The following is a 26,766-nucleotide window of genomic DNA, read 5'->3' as shown; positions in this document are numbered from 1 at the left end:
TGCGCCGATCTGCGGAGAAGCCTCGCAGCTCACCGCAGAGCGGTACGTAGACCGACGTACGGCCCGGCACACGGCCCGAGCGGGTACGCCGATCATGCCAGGGACGACGGAAACGCAAGAGGTGTTTCGGCCGTTCTGCCGGCGGGACGCGCCCCCGCTCCCGGTCCGCCGGACGGTCACCGCGACCAGGGGCGGTCACCGCGACGGTGGGGCGGTACGGCCGGCCGGCCGGTACGGCACCGGACGCGGCGTACGACGGTGACGTTACCGGGCCGACGGCCCGGCCGTCGCCCCGCCCCGTCCCTCCGGGCCGCCGGACCGGAGCCGCCGTGTTGCCGCCGGGTGAATTCTTGCCACTGGCACGAGCGACTCCCAAGCCGCCGCCTCCTTCCACTGGACGCCGGGTCGAGGGCGGAGTTACCTGGCATACGGGGGGACTGCGAGCGCATCGCACGGGGGCCAAGGAATCGGGCACAGCGGCAACTCTCGGCTGATTGGGGCGCTTACCTATGACACCTACGCTCGTGCGGCAGCACCTGCCTCAGGCGGGCGCCGCCCCCCGCGTGGACCAGCGTGCACGCGCGCGTGACTGGTCCGAGATCCAGGAGCGGATGCTCGTCCCGCTCTACGAGGCCGTCCACGAACGGCTCGACGTGGGGCCGTCGACCCGGCTCCTCGGCCTCGGCTGCGGTTCCGGACTCGCGCTGCTGATGGCCGCCTCGCGCGGCGCCTGGGTCACCGGGGTCGACACCGGCACCGACCGGCTGCGCCTGGCCCGCGAGCGGCTGCTCCCGGAGGACCGGGAGCCCCACGGGCGCCCGGACACCCGCCTCGTGCGCGGCGCACCGCGCGACGCGGCTCCCGGCCCGCGGCACCCGTACACCGTGATCACCGCCTTCGAACCGATCGGCTGCCTGGCCGGGGACGCGGACGCCCTGGCCGGCCTGCTCGCCGAGGCCGTACCGCTCGCCGGACGCGGCGCCGCCGTGGTGCTGGCCGGGTGGGGGCCGCCGGAACGGTGCGCCACGCTCTCGGTGCTGCGCACCGCCACCGACGCGGCCCAACCGCCGCGCGGCAGCGGCACCTGGCGTCCCGCGCACCGCGACGACCTGGAGGACGTCGCCGCCCGGGCGGGCCTGCGGCCCGACGGCTCGGGACGGGTGGCCTGCCCGTTCGGCTACGCCGACCCGGACAGCGCGCTGCGGGGCCTGTTGTCGACCGGCCTGTTCGACCCGGCGATCGCGGCGACGGACCAGGGGCAGGTCGTCAAGGAACTGACCGAGGCGCTGCACCCGTACCAGCGCCCGGACGGCACGGTCTGGATGCCGAACGTCTTCCGGTACCTGATCGCCCGCACCCCCTGAGACGCCCTGAGACGCCCGGAGGGCGCCGCCTCCCACGGGGAGGGGCGCCCTCGGCGGACGTGCGGCGGGGCGGGCCGTCCGCCCGTCAGCCCATGAACTTCTTGAACTCCTCGGGCAGTTCGAAGTCCTTGGCGCCCTGCTGCGGCAGCCCGAAGGCGTTGCCGCCCTCGGCCGCCGCCGCGCGGCGGGCGGCCTCCTCCTGCTCCTGCTGCTTGCGCTTCATCGGGTTGCCGGAGCGCTGCTTGCCCTTGGCCTGCTTCTGCTTCTTCTTCTGCCGGCCGGGACCACCGCCCATGCCCGGCATCCCGGGCACCCCCGGCATGCCCCCGCCCTGCGCCATGCGGGACATCATCTTGCGGGCCTCGAAGAACCGCTCGACGAGGTTCTTCACGGCGCTGACCTCGACACCGGAGCCCTTGGCGATCCGGGCGCGGCGGGAGCCGTTGATGATCGTCGGCTCCTGGCGCTCGGCCGGGGTCATCGACTTGATGATGGCGGCGGTGCGGTCGACATCGCGCTCGTCGAGGTTGTTGAGCTGGTCCTTCATCTGGCCCATGCCCGGGAGCATGCCGAGCAGCTTGGAGATGGAGCCCATCTTGCGGACCTGCTCCATCTGGGCCAGGAAGTCGTCCAGGGTGAAGTCCTGGCCCTTCTTGGACGCCAGCTTGGAGGCCATCTTCTCGGCCTCTTCCTGGCTGAACGTCTTCTCCGCCTGCTCGATCAGGGTGAGCAGGTCACCCATGTCGAGGATGCGGGAGGCCATCCGGTCCGGGTGGAAGGCGTCGAAGTCGTCCAGCTTCTCGCCGTTGGAGGCGAACATGATCGGCTTGCCGGTGACCTGCCGGATCGACAGGGCGGCACCACCGCGCGCGTCGCCGTCCAGCTTGGAGAGCACCACGCCGTCGAAGCCGACGCCGTCGCGGAAGGCCTCGGCGGTGTTGACGGCGTCCTGGCCGATCATCGCGTCGACGACGAACAGGATCTCGTCGGGCGAGACCGCGTCACGGATGTCCGCGGCCTGCCGCATCATCTCCTGGTCGATGCCCAGGCGGCCGGCGGTGTCGACGATGACGATGTCGTGGACCTTGGTCCGGGCGAACTCGAGGGAGTCCTTGGCCACCTTCACGGGGTCGCCGACGCCGTTGCCAGGCTCCGGCGCGTAGACGGCCACACCGGCGCGCTCGGCGACCACGCTCAGCTGGTTGACGGCGTTCGGGCGCTGGAGGTCGGCGGCGACCAGCACCGGGGAGTGCCCCTGGTCCTTGAGCCACTTGCCGAGCTTGCCCGCGAGGGTGGTCTTACCGGCGCCCTGCAGACCCGCGAGCATGATCACGGTGGGCGGCTGCTTGGCGAAGCGGAGGCGACGGGTCTCGCCGCCGAGGATGGTGACCAGCTCGTCATTGACGATCTTGAGCACCTGCTGGGCCGGATTGAGCGCCTTGGAGACCTCGGCGCCCAGGGCGCGTTCCTTGACGTTCTTGATGAAGGCGCGCACGACCGGCAGGGCGACGTCGGCCTCGAGGAGCGCGATACGGATCTCGCGCGCCGTGGCGTCGATGTCCGCTTCGCTCAGCCGGCCTTTTCCGCGGAGGTTTTTGAAGGTCGCGCTGAGGCGGTCGGAGAGGGTGTCGAACACGGCGGCGTCGGTCCTCGGGATCGGGGGCGTTCTGGACTGCCCTCCAGGGTATCCGGCTCCGCAAGCGAATCCGCCCCGCCCGCCGTACTCGGAGGCCGGCGGCACCCGCCGGACGGGGCAGGCGCGGGGCGGGGCGCCGGGGTCACCGCCGCAGGGCCTCCTCCAGGCTGCCGGCCACGGCCCGGGCCTCCTCGCCGGGCAGCGGCCCCCCGTCGGCGAGCGTGACGTAGAACGCGTCGACCGCGTTCGCGCCCAGGGTGCTGACGTGGGCGCTGCGCACCCGGACCCCGGCGTCCTCCAGGGCGCGGCCGATCCGGTACAGCAGGCCGGGGGCGTCCTGGGCCCGGACCTCGATCACCGTGGCGTGCCGGGAGGCGGCGGGGGCGACGGTCACCCGGGGCGGCGGTGCCGCGCGGCCGGGGCGGCGCGGAGGGGCGGCGTCCCGCTCGGCGAGGCGGCCGGCGACGCGCAGGCCGCCGTCGAGGGCGCGCACCAGGTCCGCGCGCAGCCGGGCGGCCTGGGGCAGCGAGCCGTACTCGGCCGCGACCCGCCAGTCCAGGAGCAGCACGCTCCCGTCGACGCCGTCGGGCAGGCCCACCGTGCGCAGTCCGGCGGTGCGGACGGTCAGCCGGTGCAGGGCGAGCACCCCGGCGACCGCGGGCAGCACGCCCGGCTGGTCGGGCACGGCGACGAGGAGTTCGACGCCCAGCGGCTCGGGGCCGGCGCCCTCGGCGGCGGAGGGCGGCTCGGGCCGGGTGCGCAGGGCGAGCACCGGGCCGCCGGTGGCGGCGGCCTCGACGGCGAGCCGTTCCTGTTCGGTGGTGGGCGCCGCCTCCTCCGGGTCGGCGGGCGGATCACCGGCCAGCACCGCCGCGACGCGGTGCACCAGCTCGGTGACCAGGGAGGCGCGCCAGGCGGACCAGGCGGCGGGCCCGGTGGCGAGGGCGTCGGCCTCGGTGAGGGCGTGCAGCAGTTCCAGGGTGCCGGGTGATCCGACGGCGTCGGCGACCGCCCGCACGGTGGCCGGGTCGTCCAGGTCGCGCCGGGTGGCGGTCTCGACGAGGAGCAGGTGGTGGCGGACGAGGGTGGAGACGACGGCGACGTCGGGGCCGTCGAAGCCGAGGCGGGCGGCCATGTCCTTGGCGATGACCTCGCCGGCCACCGAGTGGTCGCCGGGCCAGCCCTTGCCGATGTCGTGCAGCAGGGCGGCGACCAGGAGCAGGTCGGGGCGGTGCACCCGGCGGGTGAGCGCGGAGGCGCGCACGGCGGTCTCGACGAGGTGCCGGTCGACGGTCCAGACGTGGACGGCGTTGCGCTGCGGGCGGCAGCGCACGCGTTCCCAGTCGGGCAGCAGCCGGCTGACCAGGCCCTCGGCGTCCAGGGCCTCCCACACGTCGACGGCCGGAGGTCCGGATCCCAGCAGGGTGACGAGCTGCTCGCGGGCCTCGGCGGGCCAGGGGGCGGGCAGCGGGGGCGCGGTGGCGGCCAGGTGCCGTACGGCGTGGCGGGAGAGCGGGAGTCCGGCCTGGGCGGCGGCGGCCGCGGCGCGCAGCGGGAGCACGGGGTCGCGTTCGGGGCGGGCGGTGCGGGCGAGGACCGCTTCGCCGTCCTGTTCGACGACGCCCTCGGCGAGGGGGGTCCGCTCGGTGGTGCGCCGGCCACCGAGGAGGGTGCGCAGGGTGGGCCGGGCGGCGCGGGAGCGCAGGACGCGTCCGACCTCGCGCCAGGTGACGTCGCTCGCGTAGGTGATGACCCCGGCCGCCTCGTAGACCTGGCGCAGCAGGGCGTCGGCGTCGAGGAGGCCGAGCCGGGCGGCGACCTGGTCCTGTTCCTGGAGGGCGAGCCGGTCGGTCGCGCGGCCGGTGGCCAGGTGGAGGGCGTCGCGCACGTCGAGGAGGTGGCGTCGGGCGTCGGCGAGGCCCTCGCGGGGGGCGTCGGCGAGCCAGGAGGCGGCGACGGCGCGGAGCGCGGTGGCGTCCCGCAGACCGCCGCGGGCCTCCTTGAGGTCGGGTTCCAGCAGGTAGCGCAGTTCGCCCTGGCGTGCGGCGCGCCCGGCGCACAGGTCCCGCAGTTCGGGCAGCCGCCGGGGGGCGAGGTTCCGCCAGTCGGCGAGCACGGTGGTGCGCAGGGCGGTGGTGAGGCCGAGGTCTCCGGCGAGGTGCCGGGCGTCGAGCAGGCCCAGCTGGACCTTGAGGTCGTCGGCGGCGGTCCGGCGGGCCTCGGCGGGGGTGCGCACCGAGTGGTCGAGGGCGAGGCCGAGGTCCCAGACGGGGTACCAGAGGCGGTCGGCCAGGGCGGCGACGGCCTCGCTGTCGCCGCCGTCGTGCAGGAGGAGCAGGTCGAGGTCGCTGCGCGGGGAGAGTTCGCCGCGTCCGTATCCGCCGACGGCGACCAGGCTGACGCCCCGGGGCTCCGGGCCGGCCGCCGTGAACAGGGCGGCGAGCCAGGCGTCGGTCAGGTCCGCGAGGGCGGTGCGGCGGTGCGGCCCGGGCCGCGCGTCCTCGGTGAGGAGGCGCAGCCGGGCCGCCGCGTAGCCGCCGGGTTCCGTCGTGTCCGTGTCGTGCGTGTCCGTACCCGTCACCCGGCGACTCCTGTTCCGTGCAGTGCCGTGCAGTGCAGTGCGTGCCGTCAGAGGGCGTCGGGGCCGCGTTCGCCGGTGCGGACCCGTACGGCCGTCTCGACCGGCAGGGACCAGACCTTGCCGTCCCCGATCTTGCCGGTGCGGGCCGCCTTGACGATCACGTCGATGAGCTGTTCGGCGTCGTCGTCCTCGACCAGCACCTCGATGCGGATCTTGGGGACGAGGTCGACGGTGTACTCGGCGCCCCGGTAGACCTCGGTGTGGCCGCGCTGGCGGCCGTAGCCGCTGGCCTCGGTGACGGTCAGGCCGTGCACTCCGAAGGCCTGGAGGGCCTCCTTGATCTCGTCGAGCCGGTGCGGTTTCACGACGGCGGTGATGAGCTTCATGCGTCCACCTTCTTGCTTGCGGCCGGGGCGGCGGGAGCGGGGGCGGCGGTGGCGCGGGATCCGCCGCCGGTGCCGCTGAAGTCGTAGGCGGTCTCGGCGTGTTCGGCCTGGTCGATGCCGGCGACCTCGTCGTCCTCGGCGACCCGCATGCCGATGGTCCGGTCGAGGAGGAGGGCGAGCAGCGCGGAGACGACCAGGGAGTAGGCGAGGACGCCGAAGACGCCGGCGCACTGCTTCCAGAACTGGTCGAGCCCGCCGCCGTAGAAGAGGCCGGCGACGTCGGACTGGCCCTCGCCGGTGGCGAAGAAGCCGACGAGCAGGGAGCCGAGGATGCCGCCGACGAGGTGGACGCCGACGACGTCGAGGGAGTCGTCGTAGCCGAAGCGGTACTTCAGGCCGACGGCCATGGCGCACAGGACACCGGCGATCAGGCCGACCGCGATGGCGCCGAGCGGGGAGACCGCGCCGCCGGCGGGGGTGATGGCGACGAGGCCGGCGACGGCACCGGAGGCGGCGCCCAGCGTGGTGAAGGCGCCGTGGCGGATCTTCTCGTAGGTGAGCCAGCTGAGGACCGCGGCGCCGGTGGCGACCTGGGTGTTGACGAACATCAGCGCGCCGACGCCGTCGTCGTTGCCGAGCCACGAGCCGGAGTTGAAGCCGAACCAGCCGAACCACAGCAGGGCGGCGCCGAGCATGACCAGCGGGAGGCTGTGCGGGCGCATCGGGTCCTTCGTGAAGCCGATGCGCTTGCCGATGACGAGGATCACGCCGAGCGCGGCGGCACCCGCGTTGATGTGGACGGCCGTGCCGCCGGCGAAGTCGATGACGCCGAGTTCGAAGGCCCAGCCGCCGGGGCCCCAGACCCAGTGGGCGACGGGGAAGTAGACGACGGTGACCCACAGGGCGACGAACAGCGCCCAGGCGGTGAACTTCACGCGGTCCGCGAGGGCGCCGCTGATCAGGGCGGGGGTGAGGACGGCGAACATCATCTGGAAGACCAGGAACACGAAGAGCGGGATGGTGGTGCCGTCCCACAGTTCGGTGAGGCCGATGCCGCTGAGGCCGACCCAGTCGGAGTTCCAGCCGATGAGGCTGCCGGAGTCGGTGCCGAACGCCATGGAGAAGCCGTAGAGCACCCAGAGGACGGTGACGATTCCCAGGCTGATGAAACTCATCATCAGCATGTTCAGGGTGCTCTTGACGCGGACCATGCCTCCGTAGAAGAAGGCCAGGCCGGGCGTCATGAGCATCACCAGGGCGGAACAGATGAGCATGAACCCTGTGTTGGCGGCGGACAGCGTGGGCGCGTCCGCGGCCAGGGCGACGGCTGGTGCCATCGGCGTCTCCTCGTCTTGTGTACGGCCCGTGCGGGGGGAGCCTCGAACGGTGGGAGGGGTGGGCCGGTCGTGCGCCCTGAGATTCGCGCAGCGCCGTTTCGGCGGGCGCCCCTCGTTGTTTCGCCGTGGTGACGAAGAGGCGTGGCGTGTTACGCGTCGGTGAACCGGGGCCCGGTCGCGCGGGCGGCCGGTGCCGCGGGGCGGGAACGGGACCGGCCGCGGCCGGCCTCCGAAATGACTGGCATGGGGGAGCCGAGTCGGGCAGTTCGGGAGGGCCGGCCGCGGCCGGGGTCTGCGGTTTCCGCCGCGGTCAGACCGCTTCGGCGGTCTCGGGCAGTTCGGCGGCGAGCCGTTCGGTGAGGTCGACGACGGCGGCGAGGTCGCCGAAGTCGCGGACGGCGGTGTCCACCGTCTTTCGGATACGGGTGTTCACGCGTTCCGAACGGACCTTCTTGGCCGCGCGGATGGCCTCGGTGGCGAGCACCGCGCCCTGTTCGGGTTCGCGCTGGAGGAGGTGGACGGTGGCCATGCCGATCAGGTTGAGGGCGTAGGAGCGCTGGTGCTCGGCGCTGTCCCGGGCGAAGAGTTCCACGGCGCGCTGCATCAGCGGCTCGGCGAGGGAGGCGTAGGTGGGGCTGCGGCCGGCGACGTAGGCCAGGTCCCGGAAGGAGTGGGAGTTCTCGCCGTACAGCTCGGCCTCGGTGAAGAAGCTGATCCAGCCGGGGTCGGGCTCGTCCCACTCGACGGCTTCGGCGAAGGTGTCCTCGGCCATGCGGACCGCCCGCTTGCACCGGCCGGGCTGGCCCATGTTGGCGTAGGCGCGGGCCTCCATCGCATACAGCATCGCCTGCGTGCGCGGGCCGGCGCAGTCGCGGCTGCCGTACTGGGCGAGGTGGATGAGTTCCAGGGCGTCGTCCGGGCGGCCCAGGTGGATCATCTGCCGGCTCATGCTGGAGAGGATGTACGAGCCGAGGGGGCGGTCCCCGGCCTCCTTGGCGGCGTGCAGCGCGAGGACGAAGTACTTCTGCGCGGTGGGCTGCAGCCCCACGTCGTAGGACATCCAGCCCGCCAGTTCGGCGAGTTCGGCGGCCACCTTGAACAGCCGCCGCGTGGTCGCCTCGGGCTGGGGCTCCTGCAGGAGGTCGGTCACCTCGTGCAGTTGGCCGACGACGGCCTTCCGGCGCAGGCCGCCGCCGCACTGGGCGTCCCACTGCCGGAACATGACGGTGGTGGTCTCCAGCAGGTCCAGTTCCGGCTGGGACAGCCGGCCCCGGCCGCGGCCCGCGGAGGAGGGGTCCGCCGCCGGGTGCGTCCGCGGGGCGGACGGGGTGGGGACGAGCCAGCGCTGCATGGGCTCGATCAGGGACGGGCCCGCGGAGAGGGTCAGCGAGCTCCCGAGGAAGCCGCGCCGCGCCAGCATCAGGTCGCTGCGCGAGAACTCGCTGAGCAGGGCCACGGTCTGCGGGCCCGTCCACGGCAGGTCGACGCCGGTGGCGGAGGGTGCCGGGCGGGTCGTGCGCAGGCCCAGGTCCTCGACGGAGACGACGACGCCGAAGCGCTCGGAGAACAGTTCGGAGAGGATCCTGGGGATGGGTTCGCGGGGGTTCTCGCCGTCCAGCCAGCGGCGGACGCGCGAGGTGTCGGTGGAGATGTGGTTGGCGCCCAACTGGCGGGCCCTGCGGTTGACCTGACGGGCCAGTTCGCCCTTGGACCATCCGCTGCGGACGAACCACGAGGCGAGCAGCTCGTTCGGACGTTTCTCCGGACTCGCCGTACTCGTCCCGCCACCGTCGTTGCCGCTCACTGGAACGCCCCCATCCCTGAAGACCACTTGTCGCTGAGTGCGCCAAGCCTTATCAGAATGCCGGTTGTCGGGGCCGCCCGTCCGGCGATTGCCACCCTTCGAACGGAAAGCCGAGTTGCCTCCGGCATACCCACGAGTGCATGTGCCCCAAGAAGCCGTGCACACACCGTAATCCCACGATCACCCGTCCAGCCACGGCGGATGCACAATCGCCACCATTCGCCACCCCTTCGAATGAACTCACGGTTGCCGTCCCACGGTTCACTTGACACTGGACAGCCAAGAGCGGACGCGGTGACGCAGACGGGGGCGCACATCGTCGGGCGCACCACCCCCGGGGCTTCCGGACGCCGCTTGAGCGGGCCGGCACCGGGAAGCCGGAAACAGAGCGTCACATTCCGCGTCCGCTGCGTAACCACCGGTGCGCCGGACCCGTTGGAGGGGGCATGGGCTTCACGATCGGTATCAGCCGGGGCATCCGCGACATCCGGTCCGGCTCGCGCCGCCGCGGCCGCGCGTCGGACGCCACCACCGTGGCGGAGTACACCGGCCTGTGGGGCTGGGAGGTCGTCCCCGGCGCCCGGGCCGCCGCCGGGTCCTGCTCCTGCGGCCGGCCCGCCTGCCCGACGCCGGGCGCGCACCCGCTGGACTTCGCGCCGCGGATCCCCGCCGGGGCTCCGCTGGACGAGGTCACCCGGACCTGGGCCGAGTTCCCCGGGGCGTCCGCGATGCTCCCGGTGGGACACGCCTTCGACGTGCTGGAGGTGGCCGAGCCCGCCGGTCTGCACGCGCTGGCCCGGCTGGAGCGCATGGGCCTGCCCGTCGGCCCGGTCACAGCCACCCCGGACGGACGCGCGCAGTTCTTCGTCGCCCCCGGTGCCGCCGCCGCCCTGCCCCGGCTGCTGTACCGCACGGGCTGGGACGACCCGGCCGCCCTGGACCTCCGCGCCCTCGGCCCCGGTACCCATGTCACGGCCCCGCCCTTCGACCGCGCCGGCCTCGGTCCGGTCCGCTGGCTCCGCTCCCCCGCCCTGGACACGGCCACCCGGCCTCCGGAGGCGCGTCTGCTCCTGGGCACCCTGGCCTACGTGGCCCACCGCTCCCGCGCCCGCGCTGCGGGTGCGCTCCTCCGGCCGGGGCGCGGCGACTGAGACCGGGGCGCCGGGCGCCATGGCGTCCGTCGCCATCCCGCCCCAGGCCGGGCGGGGTGGCGGTGGCGTGTCACGACGGAGCCCGGGGGCGGGCCCCGGGCGGTGACGTGAGCGCGGCCCTTGGGTGGGCCCGGATTCGCGGGGTGAGCGGGCCCTCCGGCCGCACGTCGGCCCCGGGCCGCTCTCCGCACACCGACGTACGCCGACGCGGGCCGTCCGGTGCTCGCCGGGCAGGTCGTTCCTGGTGGGGCCGGTCTCCCCGGGCCCTTGAGGTTCGAGGCGCGCAGCTCCTACCCGTCGGGCCCGGCGCCCGGCGTCGCCCCACCACCATCCCCACGCGGCAGGCGAGCCGTACGCCCGGCTACGGGCCCGGCCCGCACGCCACCCCCCGCCCGGGCCTGCCCTGCCGTCCTCGGCCCCCGGCTCCCGGCTCCCGGCTCCCGGCTCCCGGCTCCCGGCTCCGCGAACACCGGCTCCGCCGGCCCGGTTCCGGCACACCGCGTCCGCCGGACTGCTCACCGCCCATTGGACCGCTCACCCCGGCGACCGAACCGCTCACCCCGGCTGCCGGAACGCTCACCCGGTGGGCGGATCGCTCCCCCACCGGCCGGAACGGCGAAGCGCCCGTCCCCGGTCGGTCCGGGAGGCGGGCGCTTCTTCTTGCGGGGCGGCGGGGGGGGTCACTCCCCGAGGAGAGCGTCCACGAATGCCGCCGGTTCGAACGGGGCCAGGTCGTCCGCGCCCTCGCCGAGCCCGATCAGCTTGACCGGGACGCCCAGCTCGCGCTGGACCGCGACGACGATGCCGCCCTTGGCGGTGCCGTCCAGCTTGGTGAGGACGATGCCGGTGATGTCGACGACCTCGGCGAAGACCCGCGCCTGGACCAGGCCGTTCTGGCCGGTGGTGGCGTCGAGCACGAGCAGCACCTCGTCCAGCGGGGCCTGCTTCTCCACGACCCGCTTGACCTTGCCGAGCTCGTCCATGAGACCGGTCTTGGTGTGCAGGCGCCCGGCGGTGTCGATGAGCACCGCGTCGGCGGCCATCTCCTTGCCCTCCTTGACCGCGTCGAACGCGACGGAGGCCGGGTCACCGCCCTCGGGACCGCGCACGATGTGGGCCCCGACCCGCTCGCCCCACGTCTGGAGCTGGTCGGCGGCGGCCGCGCGGAAGGTGTCGGCCGCGCCCAGCACGACCGTGTTGCCGTCGGCGACCAGCACGCGGGCCAGCTTGCCGGTGGTGGTGGTCTTGCCGGTGCCGTTGACCCCGACGACCATCACGACGCCGGGGCCGCCGGCCTCGTTGTCGGTGTGCACGGTGCGGTCCATGTCGGGGCCGACCAGGGTGATCAGCTCCTCGCGGAGCAGACCGCGCAGCTCCTCGGGCGTACGGGTGCCGAGGACCTTGACGCGCTCCCGCAGCCGCTCGACGAGCTCCTGGGTGGGCTGCACGCCGATGTCGGCGGTGAGCAGGGTGTCCTCGATCTCCTCCCAGGTGTCCTCGTCGAGGTGCTCGCGGGACAGCAGGGAGAGCAGGCCCTTGCCGAGGGCGTTCTGCGAGCGGGAGAGACGGGCCCGCAGCCGGATCAGGCGACCCTCGGTGGGGGCCGGGATCTCGATGGCGGGAGCCTCCGCGGCCGGCGGCTCCTCGATGACGACGGCGGAGCCGTCGGGTAGGTCAACCTCCTCGATGGTGCGCCGCGGTTCCTCCCGCGGCGTCTCGGCCTCGTCGCCGACGTGCGGCTCGGCCGGAGGGGCGGTGATGTCGGGCGCGGCGGGCGGTGGCGGGGGCAGCGGCTTCTTGCGGCGGCTGCCGACGATGAGCCCGCCGATCGCGCCGAGCACGACCACGGCGATGACTACAGCAAGGATGACGATGTCCATAACCCGTCCAGTATCGGCCATGGCACCCCCGCACGCCCCGACCCCGGGCCGCCCGCGGAGGGGCCGTGCCGGGGGCCGGACGCCCTGGCCGGCCGCCCTCTCGTGAGGCCGGGCATCGTGTCCTCGCGGCCGGACGCCCGCCCGGCTCGTCCGACGGCCGGACGCCCCCGCCCGCCCCTCGGGCGGGATCCCCTCGTGGCGCATCCCCTGACGGCGGGGTGCCGGTGGACGAGGAGGGTGCCTTGAACTGCGGGTGCTGTGCGCGGAAGCGGTTCGGGTTCCAGCCGGCCGACCGGTCCCGCACCGAGGGCCGGCCCGGGACCGCCGCCCACGTACCGCCGGGTCCGTCCGCGAGAGGGGTCGGCCCGCGTCGGCCCGTGCCGACCCGGGCGGCCGGACAGGGCGCCGCCCCCGGTCCGGGGGTCCGGGCCGGGGGCGGCGGTGGGGGGTTCGGGGGAGGGGCAGCGGGGACTGGAACCCTTCCCCCGATCGTGGGGCGCCGGCCGTGGGGGCCGTGGGCGCCGGGGTCAGCCCATCTCCTCCAGGGCCTTGCCCTTCGTCTCCTTGACGAACTTCAGGACGAAGGGGATGGAGAGGGCGGCGAAGAAGGTGTAGATCAGGTAGGTCGTCGACAGGTTCCAGTCGGCGAGCGACGGGAAGCTGGCGGTGATGGCCCAGTTGGCGATCCACTGCGCGGCGGCGGCCACACCCAGGGCGGCGGCGCGGAGCCGGTTGGGGAACATCTCGCCGAGCATCACCCACACGACGACACCCCAGGACAGGGCGAAGAAGAGGACGAAGACGTGGGCGGCGATCAGGGCGACCCAGCCCTGCGTGGCGGGCAGCTTGCCGTCGACCAGGTCGAAGGAGAAGGCCCACGCCTCCAGCGCGAGGCCGATCACCATGCCGACGGAGCCGATGACGGCGAGCGGCCTGCGGCCGATGCGGTCCACGAAGATCATCGCGATCACGGTGCCGACGATGTTGATGATCGACGTGGTGAAGGAGTAGAAGAACGAGTCCGTCGGGTCGACGCCGACCGACTGCCAGAGGGTGGCCGAGTAGTAGAAGGCGACGTTGATGCCGACGAACTGCTGGAAGACCGACAGGCCGATGCCGATCCAGACGATCGGCTTGAAGAAGAAGCTGCCGCCCAGGAGGTCCTTGAAGCTGGACTTCTCCTCCCGGTGCATCGCCCGGCGGATCTCGTCGACGCGGGCGTCCAGGTCGACGCCCTTGCCCTCGACCTCTTCGAGGATGCTCCGGGCCCGCTCGTGCTTGCCGACGGAGATCAGGTAGCGCGGGGACTCGGGGATGGCGAAGGAGAGCAGGCCGTAGAGGACGGCCGGGACGACCATGACGCCGAGCATGAGCTGCCAGGCCTCCAGGCCGAGCAGCTTGCCGCGCTGGTCGCCGCCGGCGGCGTTGAGGATGCCCCAGTTGACCAGCTGGGACACGGCGATGCCGACGACGATCGCGGCCTGCTGGAAGGAGCCGAGCCGACCGCGGTAGGCGGGCGGGGCCACCTCGGCGATGTAGGCGGGGCCGATCACGGAGGCCATGCCGATGGCGATGCCGCCGACGACGCGCCAGAAGGCGAGGTCGTAGAGCGTGAAGGGCAGCGCGGAGCCGATGGCGCTGACGGTGAAGAGGACCGCGGCGATCTGCATGCACCGGATGCGTCCGATGCGGTCGGCTATCCGGCCCGCGGTCGCCGCGCCGATGGCGCAGCCGATCAGGGCCACGGCGATGACCTGCGCGAGCGCGGCGGAACCGATGTCGTAGCGGTCCCGGATGGCCTCGACGGCGCCGTTGATGACGGAGCTGTCGTAACCGAAGAGGAAACCGCCCATGGCGGCCGAGGCCGCGATGAAGATGACGTGCCCGAGATGGTCGGGATGAGCCGTTGCGGCTCCTGATGTCTGTGCCTGCGTCGAGCTGGTCACGTGTACTCCTCGGGCCGCCGGCAGCATCGCCGGACGGGGGTCAGCCCTTCGAGGTTCACCGGAAGGCACCTGAAGGTAAGAACAACTTCGCAGAGACTATGTCTTCAATTCTTGAAGTCAAGAGCCCATGTCGTGTGACGTTTGAGACCACAGAGGCGCAGAGGACCACCCGTGCGTTCAATGTTTGAAGCTGATGTGCCCGTTCAGCGCAGACGCTGGCTGATGACCTTGGACACGCCGTCGCCCTGCATGGACACGCCGTAGAGCGCGTCGGCGACCTCCATGGTCCGCTTCTGGTGCGTGATCACGATCAGCTGCGAGGCCTCCTGCAACTCCTGCATGATCCGGATCAGCCGCTGGAGGTTGGTGTCGTCGAGCGCGGCCTCGACCTCGTCCATCACGTAGAACGGACTGGGCCGCGCCTTGAAGATCGACACGAGCAGCGCCACGGCGGTCAGGGACCGCTCACCGCCCGAGAGCAGCGACAGCCGCTTGACCTTCTTGCCGGGCGGACGCGCCTCGACGTCCACGCCCGTGGTGAGCATGTTGTCGGGATCGGTCAGCACCAGGCGCCCCTCGCCCCCCGGGAACAGGCGGGCGAAAACGCCCTCGAACTCCCTGGCGGTGTCCCGGTACGCCTCGGTGAAGACCTGCTCGACGCGTTCGTCGACCTCCTTGACGACCTGCAGCAGGTCCGCGCGCGTCTTCCTCAGGTCCGCCAGCTGCTCGCTGAGGAACTGGTGGCGCTCCTCCAGCGCCGCGAACTCCTCCAGGGCGAGCGGGTTCACCTTGCCGAGCTGCTGATAGGCGCGCTCGGCGACCTTCAGACGCTTCTCCTGCTCGGCCCGGACGAAGGGGCGGGGCCTGTTGCGCGGGTGCTCCGGGTCCTCCGGCAGCTGCTCGCCCTCGGCGGGGGGCGCGGGCGGCACCAGCTGGTGCGGACCGTACTCCGCCACCAGTCCGGCCGGTTCGACACCCAGTTCCTCCAGCGCCTTGGTCTCCAACTGCTCCACGCGCAGCCGCTTCTCGGCGCCGAGTACCTCGCCCCGGTGAACTGAATCAGTCAACTTGTCGAGTTCCGCCTTGAGATCGCGTCCCTCGGTGCGCGCCCGGGCCAGCTCCTGCTCGCGGTGGGCCTTGGCCGCCTCGGCGGCGGCGCGCTCGGTGTCCGCCCGCGCCACCGACACCTCGACGTGGTCCAGGAGTTGCCGGGCGCCCGCCGCGACGGCCCCGGCGACGGCGGCCTCGTGGCGCAGTCGGGCGCGGCGCTGCTCGGCCCGCGCCCGGGCCTCGCGCTCGGCGCGGGCCGCGCGGTCCAGCGAGTCGGCCCGTCCGGCCAGCCCCTTGACCCGCTCCTCGTGGGTGCGGACCTGGAGGCGGGCCTCCATCTCGGTCTGCCGGGCGTTGGCCCCGTCGGCGGCGAGCCGGTCGCGCACGGCAGTGTCGGGCTCCTCCTCGAAGGGCATCTCCTCGGCGACGGCGAGCCGTTCGGCGAGCTCCTCGACCTCCGCGAGCGCGCTCTCTTGGGCCTGCCGTGCCCGGTCCGCCGCCGCCACGGCCCGCTCGGCCTCCCCGGCGGCGCCGCGTGCCTGCCCGGCGAGCCGGCCGAGCCGTTGGGCGACCGCGGACTTCTCCCGGTCGGCGGCCCGGCGCCGCTCCCCCAGCTCCTCGACGAGGGCCGCGCACTCCCGGCGCCGCGCCTCCGCCGCCGTCTGGGCCCCGGCCAGCTCCTCGCAGCGCACGGCCAGTTCCGCGAGTTCCGCGGCGGCCTCGTCCACGGACGCCTGCACCTCCAGCAGGCTGGGCGCGCCGGCCGACCCGCCCTGCGCGAAGTGGGCGCCGAGCAGATCGCCCTCGGCGGTCACGGCGGTCAGCCCGGGCCGCGCGTAGACCAGTTCCTCGGCGTCCTCCAGGGTGCCGACGACGACGATCCCGCGCAGCAGCCTGCGCACCGCCGGCATCAGCTCCGCGGGTCCGCTCACCAGGTCGGCCGCGTACGGCGGACCGTCGGCGCGTGCTTCGTCCGGCTCCTCCTCCGCGGCCCCGGCGAGCAGCAGCGCCGCCCGGCCGGCGTCCTGCTTGCGCAGCAGCCGCAGCGCCTCTACGGCGGCGGTGGGGGTACGGACGGCGACGGCGTCGGCGGCGGCTCCGAACGCCGCGGCCAGGGCGGTCTCGTGACCGGGGGTCACGGTGAGGAGCTCGGCGGCGGGGCCGAGGAGCCCGGCGAGGCGGTCCCGCGCGGCGAGCAGGGCACCGGTGCCGTCCTTGCGGCGCAGGCCGAGGGCGAGGGCGTCGTGGCGGGCCCGGGTCGCGGCCCGCTCGCGTTCGGCGGCGGTGGCGGCCTCGCGGGCGGCGGTGAGCGCCGCCTCGGCGTCCGCGAGCTGCTGCCGGGCCGCCTCGTGCCGCTCGGCGAGTTCGGCGTCGTCCACGTCGAGGCCGTCCACCTCGGCCTTCAGGGCCTCGTACTCCTCCTGGGCGGCGATGGCCCGCTCCTGCGCCTCGTCGCGGGCGGCGGCCAGCCGCTCGATCTCGGCCTGGGCCGCCGCGGCCCGTGACCGGGCCGCACCGACCTGGCCCCTCAGCCGGGCCAGGCCCTCACGGCGGTCGGCGATGGCCCGCGCGACGTCCTTCAGCCGCCGCTCCTCCTGCGCGAGTTCGCGCTCCAGTTCGGCGCGGTGGGCGACGGTGTCCTCCAGCGCGCGCTCGGCCGCCTCCAGGGCGGCTTCCAGCTCGGCCTCCTGTTCGCGGACCCGGGCGGCCTCGCGTTCCAGGTCCTCCGGGTCCCGGCCGCGGCGTTCCTCCGGCGGGGCGGAGGTGGCGCTCTGCACCCGCGCGTCGGCCAGCGAGACGGTGCCGCGCACCCGCTCGGCGAGCCGGGACAGCTCGTACCAGGTCTGCTGGGCGTTCTGCAGGCGCGGGGTGAGGCGGCGCACCTCCTCCTCCAGCTGCGCCTCCCGTCTCAGCGCCTGGCCCAGGGCCTGCTCGGCGGCCTCCTTGCGCTCCTTGAGGGCGGCCTCGTCGGCGATCTCGGCCGCCAGCGCCTCCCGCAGCCGCACCAGGTCGTCGGCGAGCAGACGCAGGCGCGCGTCGCGCAGGTCGGCCTGGATGACGGCGGCCCGCCGGGCGACGGCGGCCTGCCGGCCGAGGGGCTTGAGCTGGCGGCGCAGCTCGTCGGTGAGGTCCTGCACGCGCGCGAGGTTGGCCTGCATCGCGTCCAGCTTGCGCAGCGCCTTCTCCTTGCGCTTGCGGTGCTTGAGGACGCCCGCGGCCTCCTCGATGAAGGCGCGGCGGCCCATCGGGTCGGCGTGCAGCACGGAGTCCAGCTGGCCCTGGCCGACGATGACGTGCATCTCGCGGCCGATGCCGGAGTCGGAGAGCAGTTCCTGGATGTCGAGCAGCCGGCAGGTGTCGCCGTTGATCTGGTACTCGCTGCCGCCGTTGCGGAACATGATCCGCGTGATGGTGACCTCGGCGTACTCGATGGGCAGGGCCCCGTCGGAGTTGTCGATGGTCAGCGACACCTCGGCCCGGCCGAGCGGCGGGCGGCCGGTGGTGCCGGCGAAGATGACGTCCTCCATCTTGCCGCCGCGCAGCGACTTGGCCCCCTGCTCGCCCATGACCCAGCTGAGGGCGTCCACCACGTTGGACTTGCCCGAGCCGTTCGGACCGACGACGCAGGTGATCCCCGGTTCGAAGCGGAGCGTGGTCGCGGAGGCGAACGACTTGAAGCCGCGGAGGGTCAGGGCCTTGAGGTGCACGCCGCCGGACTTTACCGGCCGCGGGAGGGGTCACTGAATGAACGCGCGGTTTCGCCGGTGAACGGGAAGGGCAGACCAGACGTTGAAGAGGGTGAAAGGATGCGCGGGACAAGGACCCGAGGGGCGGGCGCCGCGTATCCCCAGGGCGGGGCCGGTGAGGCGGGGCACACAGACGGCAGGACGGCAAGAAAGAAGGGACGCCGAGGCGTCCCTTGCACTTCAATCAACGCGGCGGGTGCGATGAGCGGCCCGACCACTGCGGTGCTGTTCGTGGAGCGGTGCAGTGATCAGGTCAGCGCGGGCTCCGCCTGGTGTGCGTCAACGCTCTCCATGATCCTGTCGTGAGAAGCGGCAGCCGCCAGCGCGTCCTTCTCGGCCTGGATCCGGACGAGCTCCGATTCCAGGTCCTGGACACGCTGCTGGAGCCGTCGCATCTCGGCGAGGAGTCGCGGGTCGGAGCCGCCGACGTAACCGAGAAGCGCCTTTGCCATGATGGATGGTCCTCCACAATGAGTGACCGACCGATGCGGTGTGGGTCGTGAGGGATTCGCACCGCCGATGTCGGGCAGGCTTGCAGTTGTGCTGCCGTTCAGCCATGCCAAACAGCTAAGGTGCGCGGGGCTTTCAGCGTCTCACCAAAAAGTTTGACGGTCAACACGATCACGCCCCGTAGGCGCGGACAACCGGGCGCGTACGGCCGCACGGCAGCGGCCTCGCGATCTTCACGGGTCCTCGGGACGTGGCCGCCATCCTGTCGGCCGGACCGGTCCGCCGCAAGCGCCTTTCCGCAATCACCAGGACGTTTTCCGTTGCGGGGTCGGCGGGCCGGGGGCCGCCGGCCTCGCGCGGGGGCCTCCGAGCCGGGCGGTCAGCGGATGGCGAAGCCGTCGTAGCCGCCGCGCGGTGTGTCCCAGATCTCGGTGACTCCGTCCACGCGCCCGGGCGTGTCGCCGTCCCGCAGCCAGTCCAGCAGCGCCTCGCACCGCGTCCGGGGGCCCTCGGCGACCACTTGGACCCGCCCGTCCCCGAGATTGAGAGCAAAACCACTGAGGGCGCCCAACTCCAGGGCCTTGGCCCGGGTGAACCAGCGGAAACCCACCCCTTGTACCCGCCCGCGCACCCAGGCGACCAGTCGCACATCCTCGCTCATGACGGCAACCTAACCGGACAATGTCACACCGGGCACACGGTCCCCCGGCGCCATGCGGTACCGTCCCGACCCAGTGAATCTCACATGAAACTCACTCGATGGTGTGAGTTTCGTGGTGATCGCGAGGACGAGTCGACCGCAAGGACGAGGAAGGCCAGAACATGGGACGCCACCGACGCTCCGCCGCCGGCCGCGCCGCCACGGGCCGCGCCACGGGGGTCACTCACCACGACGGCGCCCACGACGCGGGGCTCGACGGCCTGCCGGACGCACACCACGGCCACGACGGCCAGTTGGACGCCCACGCCACCGAGCGGCCCTCCATGGGCATCGCCCCCTACCTGAACCCCCAGGCGTACGCCGAGACCTACGCGAAGAGCGAGGCCTACCTCTTCGACACGGGCGACGCCACCGGCCCTGCCCCCGCCGCCGACACCGCCGGCTACGACTTCACCGCCGACCCCTACGCTTCGGCGGACCCGGCCGTTCCCGCGCCGACGACGGAAGCCCCCGTCCCGCCGACCGCGCCCGGCGTCATCGGTACCGCCGAGACCGCCGTGTTCCCGGCCGCCCCCGCCTTCGCGACCGAGGGCGTCACCGGGCAGCCCTTCCCGGGCACCGACGCGGCGGACGCCCTCCATTACGGCGGACACCCGCACGACGGACACCACCCGCACGACGCACATCGCAACGACTGGAACCCGCACGGCGGCCACCCGTACGGCGGACACGCCGACCACGGTCACGCCTACGCGGCCCACCCGCAGGACGCCTTCACCGACGACCGGCTGCCCGGCAACCGTTTCGTCGCCGACCCCTTCGGCCCCGACGTCCCGGACGGCCCGTTCCCGGAGGCCCAGGCCCCGGCCGCCGCCGAAACCGGCGGCGAGCACGGCTTCGCCGACGACACGGCGGCCGACGGCCACCGGTCCGTGCCCCGCCCCCCGGCAGCCCGTCGCGCCGACGGCCACGCCGACGACGTCCGGCACCTGGACGAGGGCTTCCCGCCCGGCGACGGGCCCCGCCGCCCCGCCGGACACCGGCGCCGGAAGAAGAAGGCCGGCGCCCCGGTCCGCAGCGGCCTGCTCGGCGTCTCCGCCGCGGTCGCCATCGGCACCGTCGCGGTCGCCACGGGTGCGGTCCCGGGTCTGGAGAACTACAAGCTGGGCGGCGACAGCTCCCCCGGCGAGACCGTCGAGGCCGGCGGCGCGCCGACCAACTCCCCCGTCGGACAGGGCGGCGCCTCCGGCAGCCTGGAGAGCCCGGGCCGCGAGGCCGGCGCCCCGGCCAGCCGCGACGGCGACCGCGCCACCTCACCCGAGGCATCGCCGTCCGCCCCGACCACCTCTCCGTCCGAGACCGCCGAGGAGGAGACGGAGAAGGGGAAGGGGAAGGGCAAGGGCAAGGACAAGCAGAAGGCCCCGTCCGCCACCCCGAGCGAGGAGACCCCCGAGGAGCGGACGACCCCGCCCCGCAAGGCCGACCCCGCTCCGAAGAAGCCGAGCAGCCCCGGCTCCCAGTCGGCCGAGCAGACCGCCGGCGCCCAGGTGCTCGCGCTGGTCAACCAGGAACGGGCCAAGGTCGGCTGCCGTCCCGTGGCCGCCAGCGGCCCCCTGACCGACCTGGCCACCGCGTTCAGCGACGACATGGCCGAGCGCGGCTTCTTCGACCACACGGACCCCGACGGCGCCACCCCCTGGGACCGCGCCAAGAAGGCCGGCATAACCGACCTCGGCGGCGAGAACATAGCCCGCGGCCAGGCGACCGCGGCGGCCGTCATGGAAGCCTGGATGAACAGCCCCGGCCACAAGGCGAACATCCTGAACTGCGACTTCAAGACCCTGGGCGTCGGCGTCCACATGGGCCCCGGCGGGCCTTGGTGGACGCAGAACTTCGGCTACTGAGACAACCGCGGGTCACCGACCCGGACCGCCTTCGGGTCACCGCCCACGCACCGTCTGCCGACGGGGCATCGCCCTGATGGACGGTGCCGCCAGCGGACCGGGGCCGTTCCGCCGGCCGTTGCGTCGGTCATGGTGAGGGGTGCGGACGTGGTCGAGCAGGACGGGGCCGACGACACCGCGTATCACCGTGCCGTGGGGCGGGCGTGGGTCGTCACGGATCGCTTCCTGCTGCGCGCCGGTGCCCCTCGGCCTCGTGGTGTCGGCCCTCGTCGGCGTGGGTGCCTTCGTGGCTCTCGTGGAGGCCCTCAGCGGCTGAGGCGGCCGGCGGGGCTGCTGCGTTGTCCGCTCGATCCCCCGGCCCGGACCGCACCCGGCGTCCGCGGGGCGCGGCAACTGCGGCGGTATTCTGGGCAGTTCGTACCGGCGGCGCGCGCACAGGGGGACACGCATGGTGGAGCTGGGCATCCTGTTCGGACTGTTGGGGGTGGCGCTGCTCGGTCTGGTCGGCGTGCTCCTGCGGCGGCCGAACGGCCGCACGGAGAACGCCGACGGGCTCCGCATCGAGCGGGCGCGGCTGGTGCAGGCGCAGAACGACCGGGTGATCTACGGATCCGGGGCGGTGCGCGACCGTGCTCACCACACGTCCGGCCCGCACCGCCCTTGAGCCTGCCGCCGCGATCGTCATGACCACCCCCGCCCCCGGTCCGCCCCCCGGCCCCCTCGTCACCCCGCCCGCGCCCCTGCGTACCGCCCGGCTCCTGCTGCGGCAGGCCGAGGCGCGGGACCGGGACGGGTTCATCGCGCTGTTCTCCTCGGCGGAGGTCTACGCCCATCTCGGCGGGGCCCGGCCGCGCGAGGAGCTGGAACGGGTCGTGCCCCGGGTGCCCGGGCGGCGGGCCGGGGTGTTCGTGATCGAGCGGGACGGGGAGCTGATCGGCACCGTGGAGCTGAAGCGGCGCGGGCCGGGGCGCCCGGGGCACGTCCGCCCCGGCGGCGGGGAGGTGGAACTGGGGTATCTGCTGCTCCCGGAGGCGTGGGGGCACGGGTATGCCGCCGAGGCGTGCGGGGCGGTCCTGCGGTGGGTGGCCCGGGTGCTGCCCGGCGAGCCGGTGGTGCTGTGCACGCAGACGGCCAACCTCCGCTCGCTGCGCCTCGCGGCGCGGCTGGGGTTCAGGGAGGTGGCGCGGTTCGAGGAGTGGGGTGCCGAGCAGTGGTTCGGCGTGTGGGACCCGGTCGCGGGGTCCCCGCCGGACGGTGCGGCCGACGCCGACCGGAGCGACTGATGCCGGGCTCGGGCGGCTGACGTAATCTCGGTGGCATGACGACCGTGCAGCGGGGACCGGCGGAGGACGATCTGCCGTACGACGTGTTCGCCCGGGCCTGTCCGTCCCGGAGCACGCTGGAGCACGTGACCGGGCGCTGGGGCTCGTTGACGCTCGGGGCGCTGTACGAGGGCTCGTTGCGGTTCAACGCCCTGCGGCGGCGGGTCGACGGCGTGAGCGAGAAGATGCTGTCCCGGACGCTGCAGGCGCTGGAGCGCGACGGTCTGGTGCACCGCGAGGCGCAACCGACGATCCCGCCGCGCGTGGACTACGAACTGACCCCGCTGGGCCGTGAGGTCGCGGAGCGGCTGCTCGCCCTCATCCGGTGCGTGGAGGGCGGTATGGACGCCGTGCTGGAGGCACGGGAGCGCTACGACGCCACTCGTGGGGCCCGCTGACACCGGGGACAGTAGTAGCTGGAGCGGTTCATCCAGGGGCGGCGGCGGATCGGTGTGCCGCAGCGGTGGCAGGGCAGCCCCTCGCGGCCGTAGGCGTCCAGGGAGCGGTCGAAGTAGCCGGATTCGCCGTTGACGTTGACGTACAGGCTGTCGAAGCTGGTGCCGCCCACGGCGAGTGCGGCGTTCATCACGTCCCGGACGTGTCCGAGGAGGAGCCGGGTGCGCGGGCGGGTGAGGGTCGCGGTGGGGCGCTCGTAGTGCAGGCGCGCCCGCCACAGCGCCTCGTCCGCGTAGATGTTGCCGACCCCGCTGATCAGGGACTGGTCGAGCAGGGCGCGTTTGACGGTGGTGCGCTTGCGGCGCAGGGCCCGGTGGAAGGCGTCCTCGTCGAAGAGGGGGTCGAGCGGGTCGCGGGCGATGTGGGCGATGACGTCGGGCAGGCCGTCCGGGGTGGTGTCGTGCAGGGAGAGACCGCCGAAGGTGCGCTGGTCCACGAAGCGGAGTTCGGTGTCGCTGGCCGGGCCCTCGGTGAAGCGGATCCTCACCCGCAGGTGCTTCTCGTCGGGCGCGCTGTGCGGCTGCACCAGCAGCTGGCCGCTCATGCCGAGGTGGGCGAGGACGGCCTGGCCGGTGTCCTCCAGGGGCAGCCACAGGTACTTGCCCCGCCGGCTGGGGGTGCCCATGCGGTGGCCGCGCAGGCGGTGCGCGAAGTCGTCGGGTCCGGCGAGGTGACGGCGCACCGCGCGCGGGTGGAGGACCTCGGCGTCGGCGACGGTCCGGTGGGCGACCCAGCGCCGCAGTCCTCGGCGGACGACCTCGACCTCGGGCAGTTCGGGCATGGCGTTCCCTCGGGCCCCTTTCCGGACCGGTGTCGACGCGAGCGCCCGCCCCGGGAGGGACGGGCGCTCGTGTCGCGCTGCTGTCGTGCTCCTCGCGTCCCCCGGCCGGGGTGCGCGACGGGCCTCAGGCGGGGGCCGACGGGGCGTCGGCCCCTTCGGCGGAGGCTGGGGCGTCGGCTGCCCCGGCGGAGGCCTCGGCCCCGGTGGAGGCTTCGGCTGCCCCGGCGGATGCCGTGGCCTCGGCGGCTTCGACGACCTGTTCGGCCTCGGCCGCCGCCTTGGCGCGCTCGTCCGCGGCGGCCCGGATGGAACGCCACGCGGATTCGGCTGCCTGCTGCTCCGCCTCCTTCTTGCTGCGGCCGGTGCCGGTGCCGTACGAGACGCCTCCGACGCGGGCGGCAGCAGTGAAGGTCTTCTCGTGGTCGGGGCCGGTCTCCGTGACCAGGTACTCGGGCACTCCGAGTCCTTCGGTCGCGGTGAGCTCCTGGAGACTGGTCTTCCAGTCCAGGCCGGCTCCGAGGTTCGACGACTTCTCGATCAGCGGGTCGAACAGGCGGTGCACCAGTTCGGAGGCCGCGTCGAGACCCTGGTCGAGGTAGACGGCGCCGATCACCGCTTCGAGGGTGTCGGCGAGGATGGATGCCTTGTCCCGGCCTCCCGTGCCCTCTTCACCGCGGCCGAGCCGGATGAAGGAACCCAGGTCGAGCCCGCGGCCCACCTCCGCCAGCGCACGCGAGTTGACCACCGCGGCCCGGAGCTTGGCCAGCTGGCCCTCGGGCAGGTCGGGGTGGGTGCGGTACAGCGTGTCCGTGACGACGAGGCCGAGCACGGAGTCCCCGAGGAACTCCAGCCGTTCGTTCGTCGGCAGACCGCCGTTCTCGTACGCGTAGGAACGGTGGGTCAGCGCTCGCACCAGAAGGGCGGACTCGAGCCGATAGCCGAGCCGCCCTTCCAGAAGCGTGTGGGACGAGGCCTGCTGGTCCGCAGAGTTCTTCTTCGGCGTGGACACAGTGCCTCTCACCAGCCGCTCAGACCTCGAGGACCTGGCGCTTGTTGTAGGTGCCGCACGACGGGCACGCGATGTGCTGCTGCTTGGGCTCGTGGCAGCGCTCGCACGCAACCAGGGTGGGGACCGCAGCCTTCCACTGCGACCGGCGGTGGCGCGTGTTGCTGCGCGACATCTTCCGCTTCGGAACAGCCACGGCTACTTCTCCTGCTTCTCGTCGACGCCAGGTTCGGCGCCGCTCATCTCGTCCTTCTCGCCGTCCTTCATGGTGTCGGCGAGTCCCTGCAGTGCCGCCCAACGGATGTCGACGGCGTTGTGGTGGTGTTCCGGGTCGTCCGCGAGACGCGCTCCGCACTCGGAGCACAGACCCGGGCAGTCTTCCTGGCACACCGGCTGCATCGGCAGTGCGAGCACCACCGCATCACGCAGCACAGGCTCGAGGTCGAACAAGCCGTCCTCGAGGAAGAGCCTGTCCTCGTCGTCCTCGGCGTCGTCGCCGGGCTCCGCGGTGACGCGGCCCCGGTCGTCGGCGTCAGGGTACGAGAACATCTCCTGGAAGTCCGCTGCGAGCTCCAGCTCGAGCGGCTCCAGACACCTTACGCACTCCCCCTCGGCCGTCGCACGGGCGGTGCCGGTGACGAGCACACCTTCCATGACCGACTCGAGCCGGAGTTCGAGCTCCACCGGGGCGCCTTCCGGCACTCCGACGACTCCCTGGAGACCGAGGTCCTTGGGGGCGTCCACCGTGCGGTTCAAGCGCTGCAGCGCACCAGGACGCCGCCCCAGCTCGTGCGTGTCGAACACGAGGGGGTTGCGGTGGTCGAGGCGGGCGTTCAGGGCCATTCCTGCTTTCGGTCTTCGAACTCTGCGGGGGGACGCTGCTCCGTGGTGTTCCGGGCAGCGCTGATCGCGGACGTCCACGAAGTGAGCACAGCGCGCACGCGACCGATGAGCCAGAATACTGGACCATCGGCTCTCGACCCAATTCGGTCGTCCGGGGCACCCGGGCCGGGGCCGTCAGCCGTTGCCGCGGCCCTCCTCGTAGGCCCGCAGCTGGTCGGCGCTGATCATGCTGGTGTCGAACAGGCTGGTCTCGTCCAGGGACGGCGGCTGCTGCGGGACGTACCCCTGCGGGTCCTGCCCGGTGCCGTAGCCGCCCTGCCCGCCGTCGTAGCCCTGGTAGGCCGCCGCGTACGGGTCGGCCTGCTGCGGGTAGCCGTAGGGGTCCTGCTGTCCGGCGTAGGGCTGCTGGTAGCCCCCGTAGGGGTCGGACTGCGGGGGCTGCTGCGGGTAGCCGTAGTCCGGCTGCTGGTCCTGCCGGACGTAGGCGGCCTGCGGGTCGTGCTGTTCCTGCGCCGCGTACGCGGGCTGCTGCTCGTGTCCGGCGTAGGCCGGCTGGGAGTCGGGCTGGTGCGGGGCGTGGTCCGGCGGGGCCGGCCGGCGGTCCGGGCGGGCGGGGGTGTCCGAGAGGGCCGCCAGGTCGGCGAGGTAGTCGGCGTCGCTGGAGTGCTGGACGGTGGTGGGGTCGTCGGAGAGGGCGCCGAGGTCGTCGGTGGCGATCCGGCCGTGCAGCTTCTGCCGTCCCCGGCCGACGGCCTCCAGGGTCTTGGCGAGGACCGCCTCGAAGGCGCCCAGCTTGACGTCGACGTAGGCGTCGGCGTTGCGGCGCAGGGTCTCGGGATCGTGGCTGCGCTCGGGGGCGTCCTCGTCCTCGTAGCCCTGCTCGTCCAGGCCGGGGCCGGTGCCGAGGAGCTTCTCGCGTCCGCGGCCGACCGAGCCGAGGGTCTTGGTGAGGACGACCTCGAAGTTGGCCAGCTTGGAGTCGACGTAGTCGTCGGCCTCGGCGCGGATCTCCTCGGCCTCCTTGCGGGCCTCGGAGAGGATCCGGTCCGCCTCGGCCTGGGAGCGGCGGGCCACTTCGGTGCCGGAGACCAGGGAGCCGCGCTCGGCGTGCGCGCTCTCGATGATGCGCTCGGCCTCCTGGCGGGCCTGTTCCACCAACTGCTCCCGGCCGCCGATCAACTCCTCCGCCTGGGCGAGGGAGTCGGGGAGCGCCGCGCGCACCTCGCCGAGCATCTCCAGCAGCTCGGCGCGGTTGACCACGCACGACGCCGACATGGGCATCGACCGGGCACTGGAGACCGCGGCGACGATCTCGTCGAGCTTCTTCTGCACGTCCACCGTGTGCTCGCCACTCTCTACAGCTGTGTTGGAGACGGACGGGACGACTGTACGGCCCCGGCACGGGCGGGGGACACCGACCGGCGGAGCGTCGGCGTCCGGGACGCCCGGGGCCCTCCGGGC

The 26,766-nt window shown here is 73.5% G+C and carries 21 protein-coding genes; 6 read left to right on the top strand and 15 right to left on the bottom strand.

Annotation, left to right across the window (positions count from 1 at the left end; all coding sequences use genetic code 11):
• Window positions 1–509 precede the first annotated feature (509 nt).
• Window positions 510–1,364 (top strand): SAM-dependent methyltransferase, encoded by an 855-nt coding sequence (locus AC02VZ_RS16640; RefSeq protein WP_476475730.1) that lies wholly within the window; start codon window positions 510–512, stop codon window positions 1,362–1,364.
• 85 nt (window positions 1,365–1,449) lie between these two features.
• Here AC02VZ_RS16640 and ffh read toward each other — a convergent pair whose 3' ends face one another.
• The 5 genes from ffh to nsdA form a co-directional block, all read right to left on the bottom strand.
• Complete coding sequence (gene ffh / locus AC02VZ_RS16635) at window positions 1,450–3,000, bottom strand: signal recognition particle protein (RefSeq protein ID WP_476475729.1); 1,551 nt, start codon at window positions 2,998–3,000, stop codon at window positions 1,450–1,452.
• A 142-nt stretch (window positions 3,001–3,142) separates the two neighbouring features.
• Entirely contained in the window at window positions 3,143–5,581 is a 2,439-nt protein-coding gene (locus AC02VZ_RS16630; RefSeq protein WP_476475728.1) for a [protein-PII] uridylyltransferase, read from the bottom strand.
• 47 nt (window positions 5,582–5,628) lie between these two features.
• A complete protein-coding gene (locus tag AC02VZ_RS16625; RefSeq protein ID WP_289940149.1) occupies window positions 5,629–5,967 on the bottom strand; it encodes a P-II family nitrogen regulator in 339 nt (112 codons plus the stop codon).
• A complete protein-coding gene (locus tag AC02VZ_RS16620) occupies window positions 5,964–7,304 on the bottom strand; it encodes an ammonium transporter (protein WP_476475727.1) in 1,341 nt (446 codons plus the stop codon). Before AC02VZ_RS16620 ends, AC02VZ_RS16625 begins: the two co-directional genes overlap by 4 nt.
• A gap of 310 nt (window positions 7,305–7,614) precedes the next feature.
• The gene (nsdA, locus tag AC02VZ_RS16615; protein ID WP_476475726.1) at window positions 7,615–9,108 is read right to left on the bottom strand and encodes a transcriptional repressor NsdA; all 1,494 of its coding nucleotides are present in this window, start codon (window positions 9,106–9,108) and stop codon (window positions 7,615–7,617) included.
• Window positions 9,109–9,554: 446 nt separating this feature from the next.
• Between nsdA and AC02VZ_RS16610 the strand changes: the two genes are divergently transcribed.
• The gene (locus AC02VZ_RS16610; protein ID WP_432055554.1) at window positions 9,555–10,259 is read left to right on the top strand and encodes a bifunctional DNA primase/polymerase; all 705 of its coding nucleotides are present in this window, start codon (window positions 9,555–9,557) and stop codon (window positions 10,257–10,259) included.
• Window positions 10,260–10,939: 680 nt separating this feature from the next.
• On the opposite strand, the gene ftsY is transcribed toward AC02VZ_RS16610, so the two are convergent.
• From ftsY to AC02VZ_RS16585, 5 genes are all read right to left on the bottom strand, one after another.
• The gene (gene ftsY / locus AC02VZ_RS16605; RefSeq protein WP_432055555.1) at window positions 10,940–12,139 is read right to left on the bottom strand and encodes a signal recognition particle-docking protein FtsY; all 1,200 of its coding nucleotides are present in this window, start codon (window positions 12,137–12,139) and stop codon (window positions 10,940–10,942) included.
• A 527-nt stretch (window positions 12,140–12,666) separates the two neighbouring features.
• Window positions 12,667–14,085 carry a sugar porter family MFS transporter gene (locus AC02VZ_RS16600; RefSeq protein ID WP_432055556.1) on the bottom strand — a complete coding sequence of 473 codons (1,419 nt, stop codon included), beginning with the start codon at window positions 14,083–14,085 and terminating at the stop codon, window positions 12,667–12,669.
• 203 nt (window positions 14,086–14,288) lie between these two features.
• Window positions 14,289–17,843, bottom strand: a complete 3,555-nt coding sequence (gene smc / locus AC02VZ_RS16595; protein ID WP_476475725.1) for a chromosome segregation protein SMC — start codon at window positions 17,841–17,843, stop codon at window positions 14,289–14,291.
• A 287-nt stretch (window positions 17,844–18,130) separates the two neighbouring features.
• Window positions 18,131–18,334 carry a hypothetical protein gene (locus AC02VZ_RS16590; RefSeq protein WP_030824772.1) on the bottom strand — a complete coding sequence of 68 codons (204 nt, stop codon included), beginning with the start codon at window positions 18,332–18,334 and terminating at the stop codon, window positions 18,131–18,133.
• A gap of 377 nt (window positions 18,335–18,711) precedes the next feature.
• The gene (locus AC02VZ_RS16585) at window positions 18,712–18,993 is read right to left on the bottom strand and encodes an acylphosphatase (RefSeq protein WP_362092264.1); all 282 of its coding nucleotides are present in this window, start codon (window positions 18,991–18,993) and stop codon (window positions 18,712–18,714) included.
• A 788-nt stretch (window positions 18,994–19,781) separates the two neighbouring features.
• Here AC02VZ_RS16585 and AC02VZ_RS16580 point away from each other — a divergent pair.
• The 4 genes from AC02VZ_RS16580 to AC02VZ_RS16565 all read left to right on the top strand — a co-directional run bounded on the left by AC02VZ_RS16580 (window position 19,782) and on the right by AC02VZ_RS16565 (window position 22,617).
• Window positions 19,782–20,897, top strand: a complete 1,116-nt coding sequence (locus AC02VZ_RS16580) for a CAP domain-containing protein (RefSeq protein WP_476475757.1) — start codon at window positions 19,782–19,784, stop codon at window positions 20,895–20,897.
• 448 nt (window positions 20,898–21,345) lie between these two features.
• A complete protein-coding gene (locus AC02VZ_RS16575) occupies window positions 21,346–21,561 on the top strand; it encodes a hypothetical protein (RefSeq protein ID WP_476475724.1) in 216 nt (71 codons plus the stop codon).
• 19 nt (window positions 21,562–21,580) lie between these two features.
• Window positions 21,581–22,180 (top strand): GNAT family N-acetyltransferase, encoded by a 600-nt coding sequence (locus AC02VZ_RS16570; protein WP_432055603.1) that lies wholly within the window; start codon window positions 21,581–21,583, stop codon window positions 22,178–22,180.
• A 35-nt stretch (window positions 22,181–22,215) separates the two neighbouring features.
• Entirely contained in the window at window positions 22,216–22,617 is a 402-nt protein-coding gene (locus AC02VZ_RS16565; RefSeq protein WP_432055560.1) for a winged helix-turn-helix transcriptional regulator, read from the top strand.
• Here AC02VZ_RS16565 and mutM read toward each other — a convergent pair.
• The 5 genes from mutM to AC02VZ_RS16540 form a co-directional block, all read right to left on the bottom strand.
• Window positions 22,590–23,456: a bifunctional DNA-formamidopyrimidine glycosylase/DNA-(apurinic or apyrimidinic site) lyase gene (gene mutM / locus AC02VZ_RS16560; protein WP_476475723.1), complete on the bottom strand. Its 867-nt coding sequence runs from the start codon at window positions 23,454–23,456 to the stop codon at window positions 22,590–22,592. The genes AC02VZ_RS16565 and mutM overlap by 28 nt on opposite strands.
• A 124-nt stretch (window positions 23,457–23,580) precedes the next feature.
• Window positions 23,581–24,477, bottom strand: a complete 897-nt coding sequence (gene rnc / locus AC02VZ_RS16555) for a ribonuclease III (RefSeq protein ID WP_476475722.1) — start codon at window positions 24,475–24,477, stop codon at window positions 23,581–23,583.
• A gap of 7 nt (window positions 24,478–24,484) precedes the next feature.
• Window positions 24,485–24,658 carry a 50S ribosomal protein L32 gene (gene rpmF, locus AC02VZ_RS16550; protein WP_003951102.1) on the bottom strand — a complete coding sequence of 58 codons (174 nt, stop codon included), beginning with the start codon at window positions 24,656–24,658 and terminating at the stop codon, window positions 24,485–24,487.
• A 2-nt stretch (window positions 24,659–24,660) separates the two neighbouring features.
• Window positions 24,661–25,305 carry a YceD family protein gene (locus AC02VZ_RS16545; RefSeq protein WP_432055563.1) on the bottom strand — a complete coding sequence of 215 codons (645 nt, stop codon included), beginning with the start codon at window positions 25,303–25,305 and terminating at the stop codon, window positions 24,661–24,663.
• A 174-nt stretch (window positions 25,306–25,479) separates the two neighbouring features.
• Window positions 25,480–26,643, bottom strand: a complete 1,164-nt coding sequence (locus AC02VZ_RS16540; RefSeq protein WP_476475721.1) for a cell division initiation protein — start codon at window positions 26,641–26,643, stop codon at window positions 25,480–25,482.
• Between the last annotated feature and the right edge of the window lie 123 nt (window positions 26,644–26,766).

Source organism: Streptomyces sp. 3-6, from assembly GCF_056323165.1.
The sequence above is the reverse complement of the archived record's forward strand: the minus strand, read 5'-3'. Positions and strand labels throughout refer to the sequence as shown.

Bases quoted from the DNA above. Each gene is read 5' to 3' on its own strand.
- AC02VZ_RS16640 (WP_476475730.1), top strand. From the start codon at position 510: ATGACACCTACGCTCGTGCGGCAGCACCTGCCTCAGGCGGGCGCCGCC.
- AC02VZ_RS16625 (WP_289940149.1), bottom strand. From the start codon at position 5,967: ATGAAGCTCATCACCGCCGTCGTGAAACCGCACCGGCTCGACGAGATC.
- AC02VZ_RS16620 (WP_476475727.1), bottom strand. From the start codon at position 7,304: ATGGCACCAGCCGTCGCCCTGGCCGCGGACGCGCCCACGCTGTCCGCC.
- AC02VZ_RS16610 (WP_432055554.1), top strand. From the start codon at position 9,555: ATGGGCTTCACGATCGGTATCAGCCGGGGCATCCGCGACATCCGGTCC.
- ftsY (WP_432055555.1), bottom strand. From the start codon at position 12,139: ATGGACATCGTCATCCTTGCTGTAGTCATCGCCGTGGTCGTGCTCGGC.
- AC02VZ_RS16590 (WP_030824772.1), bottom strand. From the start codon at position 18,334: ATGGCAAAGGCGCTTCTCGGTTACGTCGGCGGCTCCGACCCGCGACTC.
- AC02VZ_RS16585 (WP_362092264.1), bottom strand. From the start codon at position 18,993: ATGAGCGAGGATGTGCGACTGGTCGCCTGGGTGCGCGGGCGGGTACAA.
- AC02VZ_RS16575 (WP_476475724.1), top strand. From the start codon at position 21,346: ATGGTGGAGCTGGGCATCCTGTTCGGACTGTTGGGGGTGGCGCTGCTC.
- AC02VZ_RS16570 (WP_432055603.1), top strand. From the start codon at position 21,581: ATGACCACCCCCGCCCCCGGTCCGCCCCCCGGCCCCCTCGTCACCCCG.
- AC02VZ_RS16565 (WP_432055560.1), top strand. From the start codon at position 22,216: ATGACGACCGTGCAGCGGGGACCGGCGGAGGACGATCTGCCGTACGAC.
- mutM (WP_476475723.1), bottom strand. From the start codon at position 23,456: ATGCCCGAACTGCCCGAGGTCGAGGTCGTCCGCCGAGGACTGCGGCGC.
- AC02VZ_RS16545 (WP_432055563.1), bottom strand. From the start codon at position 25,305: ATGGCCCTGAACGCCCGCCTCGACCACCGCAACCCCCTCGTGTTCGAC.